This is a genomic window from Mesorhizobium sp. M0060, from assembly GCF_040323155.1.
Classification (GTDB): domain Bacteria; phylum Pseudomonadota; class Alphaproteobacteria; order Rhizobiales; family Rhizobiaceae; genus Mesorhizobium.
On the sequence record NZ_JAMYUP010000019.1, the window covers coordinates 25,678 to 41,283 of the forward strand.

Here is a 15,606-nt window from a genome sequence, read left to right on the forward strand (position 1 = left end):
TTGGGGAGGCTAAGTCTCACGGGGATCCAGCCTGTATGAGCGGACGCAAACACAAGCGAAGAATGCATACCAAACATGGCCTGTCGGCCGAGCAGGCCTACGAGATCAATTTCTTTGCCCGCAGGTGCGGCCTGACCAGGGACGAAGCGCTCAAGATGATGCGAGATGCCGGTCGGTTCAAGGATGGCGCGAAGGCATCTTACGAAACCGGGGCGAAGTAGCGGCATGGAGTCCCGCCTCGTGGGCGGCCTTTCTTGGGACGGTCATCCTGATGCAGATGCCGCCGGGGCCTGACAGTCTGCTGGTGATGGCGCGTGGCATCGGGCAGGGCCGTGAGGTTGCCCTGTTCACCGTCCTGGGAATGACCCTCGGCGCCGGCATGGTCCAGTTGCCGCTCCTTGCCCTCGGCATATCGTCGCTGCTCCAGGCATCGCCCCTTGCCTTTGCCATGCTTCGCTGGGTGGGTGCAGCCTATCTGGTTTGGCTTGGATCACGTCTGGTATTGTCGCCGTCGGCCGGCGTGGCCCTCGAGGAGCCTAGGGCCGTTGAGCCGCTCGCGGCAGCGCGCGAAGGGATGATCGCCAATCTGGTAAATCCCTGGCCAATAACCTTCATGGTGGCTTTCCTTCCACAGTTCGTCGATCCCGCGCGCGGATCGGTCACACTGCAATTGCTGCTGCTCGGCGGCACCCAAAAGATGACCGGTGTGCTGGTGCTGGGCACATATGCGCTCGCATCCGGTACGCTCGGGGCCTGGACCATGAGACGACCGAAGGTAAGGCTCTGGCAGCAGCGCGTGGCAGGCTGCTTCGTCGTCGGTCTCGGTATCCGCATGGCAATCGGTGGCGCGCACCGCTGAGGATCGAGCGATCCACCGGCCCTCGGTCATGGAACATCCGCCGACAATTTTCGTTGACATGCTCCACAAGGCGAAGAGGTCGAGCATGTCGAAGTTCCAAGCCGCTACCCCGGAGCGTTTGCAGCAGCTCAGGCTCGAGGCGACAGCGCACTTTGCGCCGCTCATATTGCGCGATGCGCTGGTGCGTCTCAGCCAGGCCTGTGGAAGCGAGAGCCTCGACCGGTTCGAGAAGACGATGGTCGACCAAATCGAGGCATCGCGTGACGAAAAGGCCGATTTTGATGCGATGAGGGAATTTGCCATCGAACAGCTCTATGGCTGGATTCGAGAGGTCAAGTCTTCACCGGACACGAAACAGCCGCTGGAGAACGTAGACACCCGAAGGACCCCTGGCCGGTCGGAAGAGCCGCAGACGCTGGAAGACCAGCTGCAGGCGGGTCTGGAGGATTCTTTCCCCGCAAGCGACCCGCCGGCTGTTGTTTCCACCGCGATCCCCGGCGGATCGAAGAAGCTGGTCGGAACCGACGAGGTCCTCAGGCAGCAGCGGGAGAAAAAGGCCGAGGACGCCGGCCATTCGCGATGAACGGCACTGCGGGGAGGCAGCCTGCCGGTTCACCCGCCGTCCGGCATGAAGGCTGCCGGGGCATGCGCGTCATGCGGCTCGCCTTCGACAAGAATGTTCGCTTCCAAAGCCGCGTCGATAAATGCTTCGCGGGCTTCCGCTGCCGTAATCTGGCCGATCTGGGCGCCATCCAATGCATCTGCCGCCATCAGCGACAACGGGGCATTGCGGGCAGGCCATTTCTCGCTTTTGAGGCAGTAAGAGGCCTCGAAAACGGAGCTGACCATTCGCGATCGTCCCGGCTTGCCGAAGTAGATGCAAACCGGAGCATCGAACTTTATCTCCAGCATGGCGGTCCTCCCGATTTAACCACCCTTGATATAAATTAGCCTCAGCGGGTCACATGGCCTGCAGGGCATTTTAGCCGACATCGCAGACCTCAGTGGGATTGGTGCCTGCCGGTATTTCGGCGACGACATCGTGCGCCAGAATGCCCGCCTTGCGGGCGAATGCTTCGAACGCCGCGCGCACCGTCTCGGCATCGACCTCGTCAGCCAGCCCGGCGCGACAGGCGTCGAACGCCGCCTTGTGCGCCGGGCCGCGGCTCGGCCATTCGTTTAAGACGTCATAGGCCTGCCAGATATTTTCGACATGGCGAGGGAAACCAAGGCCGACGAGAATTGGAACGGGGCGGCCAAACGATTTTTTTGCCATCTGTGTCTCCGCGAAAGAGCCTGTCGCGTCAACGCTCGAGGCGGACACGAGGCCGATGCCCTTTAACGCGGGATTGCTGCACGGGTTGCAGCGGGTTTGTTCGATCGTGCGCCGGCCGGTCCTGGCGTCACTTGTTGGTCCGCATCTTTTGCCGGGGATTGATACCGCCTTGAGGCGTGGTGTCGTTCTCGACATCGCCTTCGAACGTGTTGTTGCCCTGATCGAGCCGGTCGCCCTCCTTGATCGTTCCCTTGGAACTGCCGATGCCGGGATCGTTGGCAAGGTCGCTGTCGGCCGGCGTTTTGCCTTTGGCGTGCTTGTTTCCTGTCATGGATTCCTCCTGTTTTTTGAGGTGGCGGGCTGTCCTTGAGGGTGGCGGGCCAAGGCCCGCTGCGAGATCGCGCTTCGACGTGCCAATGGCGGCGCCCCGGATTATCGGACGACCTCGATTCGAACTCCGCGATGCCGGTGGTTGTTCCGTCAAGAATATCGCTGCCGGCTGGATTGCCCAGCCAAGCCGGTTTCTGGAGCCGGGTGATTTTCGCCAACCGGAACGATCTTTCGCCCAATGCATTTAACTGGTCTGCGCTCACGAACTCATTCTGGACGGGAGCTGGACCATTGCCTTCCACAGCCTACGCCTTGGCGAACCGCGAAACCGAAGAAGTTTCCATCGTCCATCTCATACCCGCTTTAAGGGCTTTCGCGCGTACCTTCTGCCGCACTCCCGATGATGCCGACGACCTGGTCCAGGAGACGCTGACCAAGGGACTGGCCAACATCGACAAGTTCGAGGCTGGAACGCGCATGAAGTCATGGCTTTTCACCATCATGCGGAACACTTACTACACGCGTGTCAGAGCCGCCGTGCGGGAAGCGCCCGGCCTGCTCGACTGCGCTTCCCTGCGGCCGATCTCGGAAGCGACGCAGGAATGGTCTGTCCAAGGCAAGGAAGTTCACCAAGCCATCCAGAGCCTTCCCGAGCACCAGCGCGAGGTCCTGATGCTGATAGGCGTGCTGGGCGTCAGCTATGAGGAAACGGCCGAAATATGCGGTTGCGCGGTGGGAACCGTGAAAAGCCGGCTCAACCGCGCACGCGCCGGCGTGCTGGAATACCTTGGCGAAAGCTCCTCGCAAACCCTGATGGAACGGCGCAGCTATCTGTCCGAAGGACAACTGGACTTCGAAGCCGAGAGGCGCCGCTAATACATGTCACGCTAGTTACTGGTTTCGCGCAAGCGCCTTTCGACAAGCGCATGCTGCAATTCGATCGCAAGTTTGGTCAGCCGGTCAGGAACCTTTTCCTGCTCGATGGCCGCAAGCAAGGAAGCAATTTCCCGGTCTATCGTCAGATCGGCACGCGTGTTGACGGAATCTTCCCTTGAGCGAGACATCGCGTTCTCTTGGCAAATGTTGGTCCCTTCACCTCACTCTGGTGGCAGCAGTGCGACTTTGCAAGAATTTGCACGCCATCCGTGCGAACGGCTTCGATCCTTGCACAGCTTCGTCGGCGGTTGGGCTCTCGCCGCCTGCCAATTGCTCACCGGCTGCAAGCCCACATGCGGCCGCAACGATCAGTCTTCAGGCCGCCGATCCGCCGAATGATCCTGGTACTGCTCGGATTTGACCCTATTACCGTCGAGCCCGCGCTCCTTGGTGTGCTGCTTCTTGTCTCTGTTGGACAGAACAGTGTTCTCCCCGATCTTATCCTTGGGAAGATCGGTCATTGCGCCAGCGCCAGCGCCTTTGCCGTGACTGCCGCGACCGATGTGCTTCTTGCTGCCGGACGCCATCTTGTCCTCCTTCATACTGTCGAATAGCGGCTTTTCCCGTTCGGCATCCGAACCAGCGTTGGGCCGCAATGTTCCGCTGGAAATCGTAAGCAGGAAGGCATCGCCATCCCAGTGCCGGAACGGCCTTTCGCCGCCGACGAGGACTTGCATGCCATTCGCATTAGCGAAGTCATGAACATCGGCGCGATCCAGCGCCGGCGATCCGCGATATGAATAATTCAAAAGCACGGCCATGCCCGGCCTCTTCAGCACGCGCGCGATTTCCACGAAATGCCGTTCCGCGAGGCCAGCCAGCACCAGATAGGGAAAGCTGTCGACGGCCAGCACGCGGTCGAAGCTGGCATTGCCGAAATCGGCAAGATCGAAACCCTGGGTAGGGCGGAATTCTACATTGCCGAGCCCGGTGCATCGCCGCCGGGCGATCGAGATCATCGCCGGGGATATGTCGATGCCGACGATCCGGCGCGATAGAGGGGAGAGCGCGCGTTCGAAACGACCGATACCACAGCCGATATCGAGTATGTCGCGTTCGGTGCCGGTAAAGCCTCGCCTCTCCAGCCATGCGCCGATCTCAGCCGTCGCGGCCGCGAGTTTTTCCTCATCGCCCAGCGACGACAGCTGGACGCTCGCCGCCGGGGAAATCGCCGCCGCCGCGTCAAACCCGGCTGCCAGCCGCTTGACGACCGCATCGTCCGTCTCTCCCTCACCGCGTTCGTGCCGAACGGCAGCACCCGTTTTGCGCAGCGTGGCGAAGATCTCGGGCCTACGCTGAAGCAGGTCGGCAATCCGTTGCAGTTTTGCCGTCTTTCGCGGATCGGCCGAGTGCATATTTAGCGCAAGCTCAGCCAAATCTGCAGCATCGATTCCTGTCTCGAAACGGAGTGCCAGCCTGGCGATGACGGCTTCGACACAAGCACCGTCCGCCATGCAGTCCTCCAGCACCAGCCTTGCTGAAATCGACTGCTCGGATCTCAACTGGGTCGCGCTCATCGCGCCGCGCTCCGCGTCCAGATCTTGCGCATGGTCCACCGGTCGACGGCGCCCCAGCTGTATTTGTAGGCTTCTTGTCCGCGCAGAAAATCGAACTCTTCCGCGCCTTCGCAGACCGCCTGCCTTACCGCTTGGCCAATGAGCAACGCGCCGGGACTTTCCTCGGCGTAGGCCGGATCGAAGCCACCGAGATAGGCATAGGAGCGGCCGTGATGATGGAATCCGTAATAGGCGCCCACGATCGCGCCACCAATGGCGACAAGCCAGCATCGGGCAAGCGCCTGAGCAGCCAACTGCGGCAGCGCCTTACGGTGGAATGCTTCCACGCGGCCGTCGGACAGGACACCGTCGCCGTGTGCGGCCCAGCGCGCGCGGTGAAGGCGGATCAAATGATCGAGGAATGTCTGTGGGTCGGACAGTGCGCGTTCGATGGACACCCGGCCACGTCTCGAAGCGGCTCTGTGGGCGCGGCGCAGTTGGCGTCTTCGCCGCGCCGGAACGCAGCTTTGAAGCGTCTCGTCACCACCAATGGAAAGCACCGGGCAAGCGGCGTGGCCGACAGCCTGGCTCGTTTCGAGCCCGGCATGCCTGATGGCGAGGCCGGCGCCGCCGGCCGGCAGGTCCTGCAAGATCCATTGCGACCAATCGACGGAAAGAACCGCGCCGGCGATGGCGGCGGCGACCGGTTCGGCGATCTCGGGAAGACAAAGGACGTCCAGATAGTCGCTCAACGAAATCCCGAGCGGAAGCAATCGCGCGCCGGCTTCCTGGTGTTCCAGATAGAGCGGCGCCAGGCCGACCAGATCATCGCCACGCCAGACAGCGACCGTCGCAAGCTCACCGGGAGCGAATGTCCGCCACCACGGCACCAGCCATGCGGGCGACTGGAACGGCGTCGCCGAAGGACTGCGCGACCAGAGCTCCCACCAGTGCGGTTCGAGGGCTTCGAGGCCCGCCGGATCGTCGATGATCTCGCTGCGGAACATGTCCGTTCACTTCGTCGCCGCGAGCTGTCCGCTGTTCGTGCCAAGCCGTGCCAGCGCGTGGTAGGCGTCCATGTAGGAAGAAACCATGCGGTCGAGTGAAAAGCGCCGGCGCGCCTCGGCCCGGCACGTCTCGGGATTCAGGCCGGATGCTGCAACGATGGCTTCCGCCATATCGTCGACACCCCCGACGAGATACCCGGTCTTGCCATGCTCGACCACATCGGGCAGTGCGCCATTCGGGAAGGCCACCACGGGGGTCCCGCAGGCGAGTGCCTCCATGGCGACGAGCGAACTGGTTTCCGCGGCAAGGCTCGGGATGAGCAGGCAGCGGGCCGCGTTGAGCAAGCGCCGCTTGGCGACGAAGCCAAGCGGACCGAGGAAGCGGCGCCGGTCGTCCAGCCGCGGCTCGACCTCGTCGCGAAAATACGCGGTGTGGGTTTCGTAGGGGTAGACTTTGCCGCCGATGACCAACGGCACACCGGCTTTTTGGGCCGCGTCCAGCGCCAGATGGATGCCCTTTTCCGGGCAGACGCGGCTGAGCACGAGCGCAAAGTCGCGTTTGGCCTGCCGTTCACTCAACGCATCGATGTCCACCCCGTTGGGGATCGGTTCGATCAGCCTGGCGCCCGGTGGCGCGGTTCGTTGCTGAGCCGCCGATACCGCATGCAGCCACAGATCGTTCCGCGCCGGATTGAGAGCGTCGGCCGGATACCAGTCGAGCGGCAAATGCAAGGTCACCAATGTCGGCCCGTCGCCTGGCAGATAGGCATCAAAATCGATGCCGTGCAAATGAACCACGTCGATCGGCCAGCGAGCCCGTGCGCTGGCGATTGCAGCGCGATGCCCACGCTGCGCCCGACGCTTCGCCGCTTCATCGAGCACGCCCGGTTCCGCCGGCGTCTCGATGAGAGTGCCCGCAGCGCTCGAGCCCTGGCAGCCGATCACGATCGAACGGTGTCCGGCCTGTACGAGCGCCTGGTCGAGCATCGACAGCACCTGCTCGGCGCCGCCGACCGCATCCGGCCCGACCGGGGCGAGGGGATAGGCGACGTTGAGGACGGTGAGCGTCATGGCTGGCGAGCCGAAGCTCCTCACGCTGCGGAGGCGCGCTGCCTGCCGGCGGAAGGGGCAGCGATGCTGCTGGCATAACGGCGCGTCATTGCCGCGCAGAACTCGGCGAATTCCTCCGGCACCAGCGGCGGACTGGCGTGGTGCGGCATCATTCCGCAGTGTTCCGGCGTGAAGCAGAAGGTGACCGTCACGTCGAAGTCGGCCAATGCCTCCATCTGCCGGTCGAACCAGTCAAGTGCGTTGGGCCTGAAACTGTCGGCCCAGGAAAGCCCGGTACGCAGATTGGTGACGCCGAGCCGTTTCATCCAGGCGACGGCGTCATCCAGCCGGTGATCTTCGAAATGGAACCACTGCACCAGTCCCATTGCCGGCGCGTGATGCAGGAATTCCTCGAGCGCCGGCTTTGGCGTACCGTCCTGGCGCAGCAGGCCCATGTAGAAATGGCGGTAGTAGGAAGAGCCTTCCGCCTCGCGATGGCGCGTCGTCGCTTCCCATTCTCGCGGCAGGTCGTAGAGGCTGTACCATTGGATGCGTGGCGCGTTGCCGATCAGCAGCTCCGCAGTCCGGCGCAGGCCCCAGACCTGTACCTCCTCGGCGCCGAAGGTCGACACGCCGACCTCGCTGACCCATACCGGAAGATCGGTGACAGCCGAAATCTCGCCGATCTTCTGTGGCCATGCGTGGATCTGCCAGAGGTTCCAGTCGAGCGGAAAGCCGTGCACGGCGACCGCGTCGACATGATCGAGCACGCCGAATTCCTTCATCCGTGTCATGAAGCCAGCATCGATCGGCGAGATGCCGCCAAGCACCTTGGTCAAGGCCGGATTCTCCGAGGCGATCGCGTCGGCGGCCAGAATTGCCATATTGGCGAAGCGGCTCCAGTCGGGGTCGAGCTCGGGATCCCAGTGGGATTTGTTATTGGGCTCGTTCCAGATCATCGCGGCTTCAATCATTTATCTGTCCTTTCGACGGGTAGACGGCGCCGCCACCGGCCGGTATGTCGGCGGTGCGGCAGAAATAGACCTCCTGCTCCGGATGCAGCACGATCTCGAAGCCGGCGCTGCGCAGCATGGCTTCGGTGCAGGCGCGATTGGGAATCCACCAGTTGGTCGGGTCGTCGGCGTAACGATGCTCGATGAAATGCAGCTTTGGGAACTCCGGCCGGTCGAACAGGTCGTGGGTCCAGAAATGATAATTCTGCTCGAGTGCCGGCACGTCGGTGCTGCCGCGCTGCATCGACTGGAAGATCATCAGGTCGTCGGCGACGTGCTTCCGGATCAGATCGAGAGCGAGCAAGGGATGGCGCAAATGGTAGAGCACCCCCATGAACAGCACGATGTCGAACCGCTCGCGCAAGGCGCCGACGTCGTAGACCGAGAGCTGCTGGAATTCGATGTCGCAGTCCGCTACCTCGGCGGCAAAGCGGGCCTGCGCCAGATAAGCCTCATCGAAGTCGATGCCAAGCACGCGGCCGGCGCCGCGCCGTTTCATCTCGATCGAGTAGAAGCCCGCATTGCAGCCTATGTCGAGTACCGCTTTGCCGGAAAGATTGGCGGGGATGGCGTCGGCGAATTTGCGCCATTTGATCAGCGGATAGTTACCAAGGAAATGGTCGGGAGCGGTTTCGATGCCGGCCAGCTCCATATTGTGGAACCATGGGCCGAGCGCATCGATACGGCGGCGGATTTCGGCATCGGAATGCAGCATGGCTAGCCTCCTTCGCCTGCGAGGATAGGGACGTGCTGGTGGCCGGGCAGCGTCACGGCGGCTTGGTCGTCCTTGCTCCCGGCTCTGCTTTCAAGCAGCCGAAGTGCCGTGCGATAGCCGTTGAAGGTGCCGACATCGACATAGGCGGTGCCGGCCTTGACGCCATAGGCTTCACCCCCCGCGGCCAAATAGGCGTTGACCAGCGTGCCGATATATTCATCGCACCGGTCCCGTTCCCGCCATAGCGCGGCAAGCCGGTGAAGGGTGCGGCCGGGCATCTTGAACGCACCCCAGATCCAGTTCGACGCGGCATTCTGCTGCTTGACCTGGATTTGCTTCACCCGGCTGTCCTGGTCGACAACGACGGCATCGAAGAATTCCGGCTGGTCCACCGGAAACAGCAGAAAGGACAGGCCATCGTCCGGAAGGGCCAAGAAGCCGTCTTCGGGAAACCAGATCGTATCGGGCAGCCCGACCAGAACGGTCTCGTCCGGTGCGACCAGCGGTGCGGCGCGAAAGATGGCGTCGCAAAGGCCGACTGGAGAGGGCTGCACCACAAACAGCGCAGCCGCATCGGCATAGCCGGCAGAATAATATTCGAGGATATCCGACTTACCCGAACCGATGACGAAGCAGATCTTGTCGGCCCCCGCGCGCACCATGCGGCGCACCAGATATTCGCTGACCGCGCAAGGCCGCTCGGTGTTGCCGTCGATGCGGCTGCCGACCGGCAGAAGTTCCTTCGAAAAGCCGAGCGGCTGGATGCGGCTTCCCCGTCCGGCTGCGGGCACGATGCCCAACATCAAACTGCCTCCTTCAACGGCTCGCCAAGCGTGTAGCCTTGCAGTGAATCGGACAGGATGCGATCGAATTCCTTCGCCCGCCGTGCCGAGGTGTGTTCGTCCAGCACCCGCTCCCGCGCACGGCGCCGGATCGCATCAAGCTCGGCGTCGGACAGGTCGAGCGCGGCGACCACGTCGTCAGTGCTGTTCGCCACGACGATCTCCTCGCCGGGCCGGAAAAAGGCGTCCAATCCCGGCCATGTGTCGCTCACCATCGCAGCGCCGCAAGCGGCAGCCTCGAACAGCCGGCCGGATGGGCACCAGCCCCTTTCGGCCATCGCCTCGCGGGTCACGTTCAGGGTCAGCCGCGATGATGAAAAGAAGGCCGGGTGGTCGGCGGGCGGCAGGTGACGGACGAAGAAAATATTGTCGCTCCACGGGAATTCTTGCGGATATTGTGCACCGCCAATGACGAAACGGCGCTCCGGCAGGCGCGCGGCCGGGCTGACCAGCAGCCTTTCGACCCCGGCCTGGCGGTCTGCTGCATAGGTTCCGAGATAGGACAGGTCGCCGCCGAACTCTGGCCTGGGCGGGGCCGGGCGGTGTCGCTCTGGATCGACATGGCCGTAGAGCGGCATGACGCGGCGTGCACCCAGCATCGACTTCAATGCGTCGATGGCGGTGCCTCCCGTGTAGCTCAGCACGAGATCGAAATCGCGAAGCCCTTCCGGCCCGAAATAGGCCGGAGGCGCACCTTGTTCGATCCGGGCCAGCGTCACCGGCGTGTCCAGATCGTAGAACACCTTCAGTCCGCGACAGGCTTGGTGGGCAAGGCGCGAGGCGCTCACGGCATCAGGGCAATAGGAGGTGACAATGACGACATCGGCCTCATTCATCGCCTGCTCGGCAACGCGCTGGATGTCCTCCCAGTCCGGATAAAGGACAATGCTGCCGCCATCCAGCTGGTCGAGGTCGCGCGTCCCGGCGTAATAGGGAGTGTTGCGTTCGAAGAAGGTGATGGACCAGCCCAGCCCGGCCATCGCCCGGATCAATCCGCGCCACAGCGTGGCGTGCCCGTTGCCCCACGACGATGTCACGGTAAGACCGAAAATGACCATGCGCATCCGGCAATTCCTCGTCAGGCAGCTTCATTGAGTCTGATCAGCTTCGACCCCCAGTCTCCCCAAAGAACCGTGGTGATCGACGCTGGGTCGATATCGAAGCGAAAGCAGTCTCCCAGCGACAGGCCGAGCACGTTGCACACGGCGGCCTTGATGACGTCGGCATGGCTGACCAGTGCAACGCACTGGTTCTGGTATGGGCCGCGAACCTCCTCGATCAACGAGACGACGCGTTGCTGCACGTCCAGCATGGTCTCGCCGCTCGGCGTTCTCGCCTGCTGACGCTGGTCGTTCCACGCCCGCCAGTCGGCGTCCTGGTTCAGTTCCTCGAAGGTCTTTCCCGACCAGGTGCCGAAGTCGACCTCATCGAGTTCCTCATGGATCGCGATTTCACCGGCATTGCAGGCGATTGCGATCGGATTTGCTGTCTCGCGCGTGCGTTCGCGCGGGCTGCAGAAGATTGCCGCTATCGCCTCGCGTGCCATGCGGTCAGCCAGATGCGAGGCCTGTGCCCTGCCGGCTTCGCCGAGGCACACGCCAGCCATTCGTCCCGCAAGATAACAGCCGACATTATCGTGCGCGGCGTGGCGGACCAGAAAAAACGTCGTCGTCATTCCGCGGCATCGAGCATCGGCTCGTCCTTACCGGCGATGAAAGAGAGCGTGCGCAGGCGGGCTTCTGCGTCGGTGAACTGCTCGGGCGGCGATTTCATGAAATAGCTGCAGGGACCGGTCAGAGCGCCCGCGATGCCGCGGTCGAGCGCCAGCTTGGCGCAACGCACCGCATCGATCACGACCCCGGCCGAGTTGGGTGAATCCCACACTTCCAGCTTGAGTTCGGCGCTCAGCGGCACGCCGCCGAAGGTCGTGCCTTCGACCCGGATATAGGCCCACTTGCGGTCGGTCAGCCACGGAACGTGGTCGCTCGGCCCGACGTGAATGTTGCCGGGCTCCAGAGGAACGTCGATCTGGCTGGTGACGGATTGCGTCTTCGAGATCTTCTTCGATTCCAGCCGCTCGCGCTCCAGCATGTTGAGGAAGTCGGTGTTGCCGCCGAAATTGAGCTGGTAGGTGCGGTCGATACGCACCCCGCGCTCGCGAAACAGGTTGGCGAGTAGCCGGTGGACGATCGTCGCACCGACCTGGCTCTTGATGTCGTCGCCGATCAGCGGCAAGCCATGCTGTTCGAAGCGCCGGCGCCACTCCGGCCGCGAGGCGATAAAGACCGGTATGCAGTTGACGAAGGCGCAGCCCGCCTCGAGCGCACACTCGGCATAAAAGCGCGTTGCCTCCTCAGAACCGACAGGCAGATAGGACACCAGGACATCGGCGCCGCTTTCGGCGAGGATCTTGCTGATGTTGGCGACCGGCTCGTCGGCCTCCTCGATCTCGTCGCGCAAATATTTGCCGATGCCGTCCAGCGTCGGCCCGCGTTCGATGCGAACACCGGTAGCCGCCACATTGGCAAAGCGGAAAGTATTGTTGGGCGCGCTGTAGATCGCCTCCGCCACATCGCGTCCGACCTTGCCCCTGGCGACGTCGAAAGCGCAGACCACTTCGATGTCCTTGACATGATAGCCGCCAAGATCGGCATGCATCAGCCCGGGTATGGGCTCATTGCTCCTTGCGTCGCGGTAATAGGTGATGCCCTGAACAAGGGAGGAGGCGCAGTTGCCGACGCCGACTATACCGATCCGAACTTTCTTCGATCCCACGAAACCGCTGCCTATGCTGTTGAAGGTAAGTTCTTCGTGCCAAACCGCCTGCCTCCCGGATTGTTCCTTGCCGGCTGCAAAAATCGTGCAACCGACGGTGGATCAAAGTAGCGCTCGCCGAGTTGTGCAGCGGGGGGCAAGGCCAACCGGGATGGGACAATGATCGTCTATGGCGACCACAAGCAAATGGAGAGCGCGCAATATCTTCGCGGCTCGGCCTGCGAAGCGGCCGAGCACATTGCGGACATGCCAAGCGGGATCGAACGCCACGCAGCCCTGGTCGGCCTGTTCATCAAGCTCTCGGAACTGGTCCAGGGCCTTGCCGATGCTGAATTCGAAGCCAACGGCACGGACAGGAATTCCCCACAGCGGATCGCGGGCGCAAATCTCTTGGTCGGCTTGGCCCGGGACGTGGGTAGATCGTGCGAGGCCGGATTTGCAGTCGACGGCCCGGTCGGTGCGGACGTGCCGCGGATGATGGCCGAACTCGATTGCGATGGCGAAATCCTGACCGGCACGGCTGAAGGCTACGCCCATTATGCGCTCTATCCGGAGAGCTATTTCGTCGCCGCGCGGCAGTCGGGTCTCGATGCGAACACATGCGTGATTGGCATCCGCAGCATCGGCCTAGGGCTGGCAGCGATGGTGGCTGCAGCCATCGACACACCGGCACCCGTCAGCGTCCGTCCGACCGGTCACCCGTTTCGCAGGCGGCTTGCCGCCGATCCGGAGCTGATCAGCGGCTGGAGGACGAAGCCGTTGGCCCGCTTCGCTGTCGTCGATGAAGGCCCGGGCCTGTCCGGCAGCTCGTTCCACGCCGTCGTCGCATGGCTGCAAGGGCTAGGCATCGATGCCGGACGCATCCATCTGTTCCCAAGCCATTCAAGTGGCCCGGGTCCCGAGGCTTCGGCGGACAGTCGCGAGGCATGGATGCGCTGCCAGAAACACACCGCCGACTTCGAACGTACTTTCCTAGCTGGATCCGCTGTCCCGACGCTGCGGGACTGGGTAGCCCGGACGATCGGCAGCACAGCGGTCAGCCTGACGGAAACATCCGGCGGAGAGTGGCGTCGCCTGCACTACGGCTCGCAGGATCATTGGCCACCCGTTCACCGCGGCTTCGAGCGGCGGAAGTTCCTCGCTTCTGCAGGCCGGGAAAAATGGTCGGTCAAATTCGTCGGCCTCGGCGAAATCGGAATGCACAAGGCCGAGACTGCAAGGAGGCTGCATGACGAAGGCTTTGCTCCGGAAGTCGCCGGGCTGTGCCATGGCTTTCTCGTAGAACGCTGGGTCGGCGGTAAAACGCTGGACCGTGCAAGGCTTTCGAAGGAAAAAGTGGTCGCTCATCTCGCGCGCTATCTCGCCTGGCGCGCAGCCAATCTGCCCGCCTCCGAGCCGGGTGCCTCGCTGGAGGCGCTTGCCGACATGGCGGTGCAGAATACAAGCGAGGCGCTGGGGGAAAGCCGTGCGGCGGAGTTGCGGAACTGGTTCTCGAAGCAGGCTCCACCCAAGAACATGCAGCGGGTCGAGATCGACGGGCGGCTTCATCCGTGGGAGTTCATCCTTTCGCCCGGTGGAAGGCTGGTCAAGACGGACGCCCTCGACCATTGCCGATCGCACGAGCTGATCGGTTGCCAGGACATCGCCTGGGACATTGCCGGCGCCCGTGTCGAGTACAGCCTCCCCGACGCGGCGACTGCGGCGCTTTGCAAAGCTGTCGAGGCGAGAGCCTCTCGTTTCGTCGACGCCAATTTGGTCGAGTACTACGAGCCCTGCTATCTTGCCTTCCAGTTTGGCTTGTGGAGCATGGCTGAACGATCTGGCGACGGTCGGGAACACGACCGGCTGGCGGCCGCGGCGGGGCGCTACACTGCAGCGCTGCTTCGTTTCCTGGATAGCCTACGGGACCTGCGGCCGCTTGAGCAGGATCAGTCCAGTCGGCGCAGCATATCCGCTTCCTTTTCGAGGATGGCGACTACCTCTTCGCGCTGAAGATGCGTCATCATCAGGCTCACGCAGCATTCCAGATAGGTGATGGAAGCCCGCCGCAGGAAGGCAGCCGTCTCCCTTGCGGCCATTTGCTCGATGTCTTTGGCGGATCGCTTCGGATGCACAAATCGTCTCCATGCCGGTACCCTGGCCGAACCAGAAGCTGGACAGCTTGTTCCCGCGACGAGAAAAAGTGACCGACGACCCGACGCGAAACGACCCGCGCTCTCCGACATGATTCGTGCGAGCGGCTGGGCGATTCCCCGCCGTTCAGGCCGGCAGGTTTTGCAGCCGGCCTGATGCGGAATGCACGCTGGCGGCAATCGGGGGTCTTCTGTCGACCATCTGGGCCGCCTCAAGCTCGGCAAAATAGCTGATTGTGCGCATCAAACCTTGCCTAAGCTGCACTTTTGGCGACCAGCCAAGAAGCTTTTTTGCACGGGAAATATCCGGTTGCCGACGGCGAGGATCGTCCTGCGGCAGTGGCAGGAATTTCAAGGCCGATTTGGTGCTGGTCATGCCTCTCACCAGGCCCGCCAATTGCAGGATGGTGAACTCCCCCGGATTGCCCAAATTGACCGGCTGGCGCGGATTGGGATCGACGTCCATCAGTCGGATCAAGCCGTCGACCAGATCCGAGACGTAACAGAACGACCTCGTCTGCAATCCGTCCCCGAATATGGTCAGCGGCCGTCTCTCGAGTGCCTGCATGATCAGATTGGAAACGATCCGTCCGTCGGCCGGGTCCATTCGGGGACCATAGGTGTTGAAGATGCGCGCGACACGGATATCGGCTTTTCCCATTCTCAAATAGTCGAAGCACAAGGTTTCGGCGGTACGCTTGCCTTCGTCATAGCAGGCGCGGGGGCCGATGCAGTTCACGTGGCCGACATAGTCTTCCTTCTGCGGATGCTGTTCGGGATCGCCATAAACTTCGCTGGTGGACGCCTGCAGGAAGCGGGCGCCGTTCCGGGCAACGAGGTCGAGCAGATTGAGCGTTCCGATGACGCAGGTTCGCGTCGTGTGGACCGGGTCGGCCTGGTAGCGCGGCGGCGAGGCCGCGCATGCCATGTTGAAGATGCGGTCTACCGGCTCGCCAAGCTCCAACGGCCGGCAAATGTCCTGCTTGATCAGCCGGAAATGCGGACGATCGGCGATCGATGCTATGTTCTCCATACGGCCGGTAAGGAAATTGTCGACGCAAATCACGCGCCAGCCGATCTGGAGCAATGTCTCGCAAAGATGCGAACCGAGGAAGCCTGCGCCGCCGGCGACAAGCACGGTCCTGGTCCGTTGCGCCTTTCTTGATTGCCGCATC

The 15,606-nt window shown here is 62.7% G+C and carries 19 protein-coding genes and 1 pseudogene; 6 read left to right on the forward strand and 14 right to left on the reverse strand.

The window, feature by feature from the left end; genetic code table 11:
* The first annotated feature begins 62 nt into the window (after positions 1–62).
* The 3 genes from NKJ94_RS19300 to NKJ94_RS19310 all read left to right on the forward strand — a co-directional run bounded on the left by NKJ94_RS19300 (position 63) and on the right by NKJ94_RS19310 (position 1,442).
* Entirely contained in the window at positions 63–221 is a 159-nt protein-coding gene (locus NKJ94_RS19300; protein ID WP_352527109.1) for a hypothetical protein, read from the forward strand.
* Positions 222–271: 50 nt separating this feature from the next.
* Positions 272–859: a LysE family translocator gene (locus NKJ94_RS19305; protein WP_352527110.1), complete on the forward strand. Its 588-nt coding sequence runs from the start codon at positions 272–274 to the stop codon at positions 857–859.
* A 166-nt stretch (positions 860–1,025) separates the two neighbouring features.
* A complete protein-coding gene (locus tag NKJ94_RS19310; protein ID WP_352527111.1) occupies positions 1,026–1,442 on the forward strand; it encodes a hypothetical protein in 417 nt (138 codons plus the stop codon).
* A 29-nt stretch (positions 1,443–1,471) separates the two neighbouring features.
* Here NKJ94_RS19310 and NKJ94_RS19315 read toward each other — a convergent pair whose 3' ends face one another.
* From NKJ94_RS19315 to NKJ94_RS19325, 3 genes are all read right to left on the reverse strand, one after another.
* Positions 1,472–1,771 (reverse strand): DUF982 domain-containing protein, encoded by a 300-nt coding sequence (locus NKJ94_RS19315; protein WP_352527112.1) that lies wholly within the window; start codon positions 1,769–1,771, stop codon positions 1,472–1,474.
* Positions 1,772–1,841: 70 nt separating this feature from the next.
* The gene (locus NKJ94_RS19320) at positions 1,842–2,135 is read right to left on the reverse strand and encodes a DUF982 domain-containing protein (RefSeq protein ID WP_352527113.1); all 294 of its coding nucleotides are present in this window, start codon (positions 2,133–2,135) and stop codon (positions 1,842–1,844) included.
* Between the two features lie 127 nt (positions 2,136–2,262).
* Positions 2,263–2,466, reverse strand: a complete 204-nt coding sequence (locus NKJ94_RS19325) for a hypothetical protein (protein ID WP_352488465.1) — start codon at positions 2,464–2,466, stop codon at positions 2,263–2,265.
* A gap of 290 nt (positions 2,467–2,756) precedes the next feature.
* Between NKJ94_RS19325 and NKJ94_RS19330 the strand changes: the two genes are divergently transcribed.
* Together NKJ94_RS19330 and NKJ94_RS19335 are read left to right on the forward strand one after the other, a co-directional pair.
* Positions 2,757–3,341 (forward strand): sigma-70 family RNA polymerase sigma factor, encoded by a 585-nt coding sequence (locus NKJ94_RS19330; protein ID WP_502896056.1) that lies wholly within the window; start codon positions 2,757–2,759, stop codon positions 3,339–3,341.
* A gap of 50 nt (positions 3,342–3,391) precedes the next feature.
* Positions 3,392–3,520, forward strand: coding sequence for a hypothetical protein (locus NKJ94_RS19335; protein WP_352527114.1), 129 nt, complete (start codon positions 3,392–3,394; stop codon positions 3,518–3,520).
* A gap of 189 nt (positions 3,521–3,709) precedes the next feature.
* Here the strand turns inward: NKJ94_RS19335 and NKJ94_RS19340 are convergent, their stop codons facing one another.
* The 10 genes and pseudogenes from NKJ94_RS19340 to NKJ94_RS19385 form a co-directional block, all read right to left on the reverse strand.
* Complete coding sequence (locus tag NKJ94_RS19340; protein WP_352527202.1) at positions 3,710–3,928, reverse strand: hypothetical protein; 219 nt, start codon at positions 3,926–3,928, stop codon at positions 3,710–3,712.
* A 222-nt stretch (positions 3,929–4,150) separates the two neighbouring features.
* Positions 4,151–4,918, reverse strand: a pseudogene (locus tag NKJ94_RS19345) (class I SAM-dependent methyltransferase); the annotation flags it as partial.
* Entirely contained in the window at positions 4,915–5,904 is a 990-nt protein-coding gene (locus NKJ94_RS19350; RefSeq protein ID WP_352527115.1) for a GNAT family N-acetyltransferase, read from the reverse strand. The pseudogene NKJ94_RS19345 and the gene NKJ94_RS19350, both read right to left, overlap by 4 nt.
* A 6-nt stretch (positions 5,905–5,910) precedes the next feature.
* Positions 5,911–6,975 carry a glycosyltransferase family 4 protein gene (locus NKJ94_RS19355; protein WP_352527116.1) on the reverse strand — a complete coding sequence of 355 codons (1,065 nt, stop codon included), beginning with the start codon at positions 6,973–6,975 and terminating at the stop codon, positions 5,911–5,913.
* A gap of 20 nt (positions 6,976–6,995) precedes the next feature.
* Entirely contained in the window at positions 6,996–7,928 is a 933-nt protein-coding gene (locus NKJ94_RS19360; RefSeq protein WP_352527117.1) for a glycoside hydrolase 5 family protein, read from the reverse strand.
* The gene (locus tag NKJ94_RS19365; protein WP_352527118.1) at positions 7,921–8,682 is read right to left on the reverse strand and encodes a TIGR04290 family methyltransferase; all 762 of its coding nucleotides are present in this window, start codon (positions 8,680–8,682) and stop codon (positions 7,921–7,923) included. The genes NKJ94_RS19360 and NKJ94_RS19365 overlap by 8 nt, the downstream gene beginning before the upstream one ends.
* Before the next feature lie 2 nt (positions 8,683–8,684).
* On the reverse strand, positions 8,685–9,485 hold the full coding sequence (locus NKJ94_RS19370; RefSeq protein WP_352527119.1) for a nucleotidyltransferase family protein: 801 nt from the start codon (positions 9,483–9,485) through the stop codon (positions 8,685–8,687).
* Positions 9,485–10,588 carry a CgeB family protein gene (locus tag NKJ94_RS19375; RefSeq protein ID WP_352527120.1) on the reverse strand — a complete coding sequence of 368 codons (1,104 nt, stop codon included), beginning with the start codon at positions 10,586–10,588 and terminating at the stop codon, positions 9,485–9,487. Before NKJ94_RS19375 ends, NKJ94_RS19370 begins: the two co-directional genes overlap by 1 nt.
* Before the next feature lie 14 nt (positions 10,589–10,602).
* Positions 10,603–11,199, reverse strand: a complete 597-nt coding sequence (locus NKJ94_RS19380; RefSeq protein ID WP_352527121.1) for a histidine phosphatase family protein — start codon at positions 11,197–11,199, stop codon at positions 10,603–10,605.
* The gene (locus NKJ94_RS19385) at positions 11,196–12,299 is read right to left on the reverse strand and encodes an inositol-3-phosphate synthase (RefSeq protein ID WP_352527122.1); all 1,104 of its coding nucleotides are present in this window, start codon (positions 12,297–12,299) and stop codon (positions 11,196–11,198) included. The genes NKJ94_RS19380 and NKJ94_RS19385 overlap by 4 nt, the downstream gene beginning before the upstream one ends.
* Before the next feature lie 159 nt (positions 12,300–12,458).
* Between NKJ94_RS19385 and NKJ94_RS19390 the strand changes: the two genes are divergently transcribed.
* A complete protein-coding gene (locus NKJ94_RS19390) occupies positions 12,459–14,291 on the forward strand; it encodes a hypothetical protein (protein ID WP_352527123.1) in 1,833 nt (610 codons plus the stop codon).
* Between the two features lie 267 nt (positions 14,292–14,558).
* Here the strand turns inward: NKJ94_RS19390 and NKJ94_RS19395 are convergent, their stop codons facing one another.
* Complete coding sequence (locus NKJ94_RS19395; RefSeq protein WP_352527124.1) at positions 14,559–15,605, reverse strand: UDP-glucuronic acid decarboxylase family protein; 1,047 nt, start codon at positions 15,603–15,605, stop codon at positions 14,559–14,561.
* Position 15,606 lies beyond the last annotated feature (1 nt).

Bases quoted from the DNA above. Each gene is read 5' to 3' on its own strand.
- NKJ94_RS19325 (WP_352488465.1), bottom strand. From the start codon at position 2,466: ATGACAGGAAACAAGCACGCCAAAGGCAAAACGCCGGCCGACAGCGAC.
- NKJ94_RS19395 (WP_352527124.1), bottom strand. From the start codon at position 15,605: ATGCGGCAATCAAGAAAGGCGCAACGGACCAGGACCGTGCTTGTCGCC.
- NKJ94_RS19320 (WP_352527113.1), bottom strand. From the start codon at position 2,135: ATGGCAAAAAAATCGTTTGGCCGCCCCGTTCCAATTCTCGTCGGCCTT.
- NKJ94_RS19305 (WP_352527110.1), top strand. From the start codon at position 272: ATGCAGATGCCGCCGGGGCCTGACAGTCTGCTGGTGATGGCGCGTGGC.
- NKJ94_RS19360 (WP_352527117.1), bottom strand. From the start codon at position 7,928: ATGATTGAAGCCGCGATGATCTGGAACGAGCCCAATAACAAATCCCAC.
- NKJ94_RS19315 (WP_352527112.1), bottom strand. From the start codon at position 1,771: ATGCTGGAGATAAAGTTCGATGCTCCGGTTTGCATCTACTTCGGCAAG.
- NKJ94_RS19355 (WP_352527116.1), bottom strand. From the start codon at position 6,975: ATGACGCTCACCGTCCTCAACGTCGCCTATCCCCTCGCCCCGGTCGGG.
- NKJ94_RS19300 (WP_352527109.1), top strand. From the start codon at position 63: ATGCATACCAAACATGGCCTGTCGGCCGAGCAGGCCTACGAGATCAAT.
- NKJ94_RS19335 (WP_352527114.1), top strand. From the start codon at position 3,392: ATGCTGCAATTCGATCGCAAGTTTGGTCAGCCGGTCAGGAACCTTTTC.
- NKJ94_RS19380 (WP_352527121.1), bottom strand. From the start codon at position 11,199: ATGACGACGACGTTTTTTCTGGTCCGCCACGCCGCGCACGATAATGTC.
- NKJ94_RS19340 (WP_352527202.1), bottom strand. From the start codon at position 3,928: ATGGCGTCCGGCAGCAAGAAGCACATCGGTCGCGGCAGTCACGGCAAA.
- NKJ94_RS19390 (WP_352527123.1), top strand. From the start codon at position 12,459: ATGATCGTCTATGGCGACCACAAGCAAATGGAGAGCGCGCAATATCTT.
- NKJ94_RS19370 (WP_352527119.1), bottom strand. From the start codon at position 9,485: ATGTTGGGCATCGTGCCCGCAGCCGGACGGGGAAGCCGCATCCAGCCG.
- NKJ94_RS19365 (WP_352527118.1), bottom strand. From the start codon at position 8,682: ATGCTGCATTCCGATGCCGAAATCCGCCGCCGTATCGATGCGCTCGGC.
- NKJ94_RS19375 (WP_352527120.1), bottom strand. From the start codon at position 10,588: ATGCGCATGGTCATTTTCGGTCTTACCGTGACATCGTCGTGGGGCAAC.
- NKJ94_RS19350 (WP_352527115.1), bottom strand. From the start codon at position 5,904: ATGTTCCGCAGCGAGATCATCGACGATCCGGCGGGCCTCGAAGCCCTC.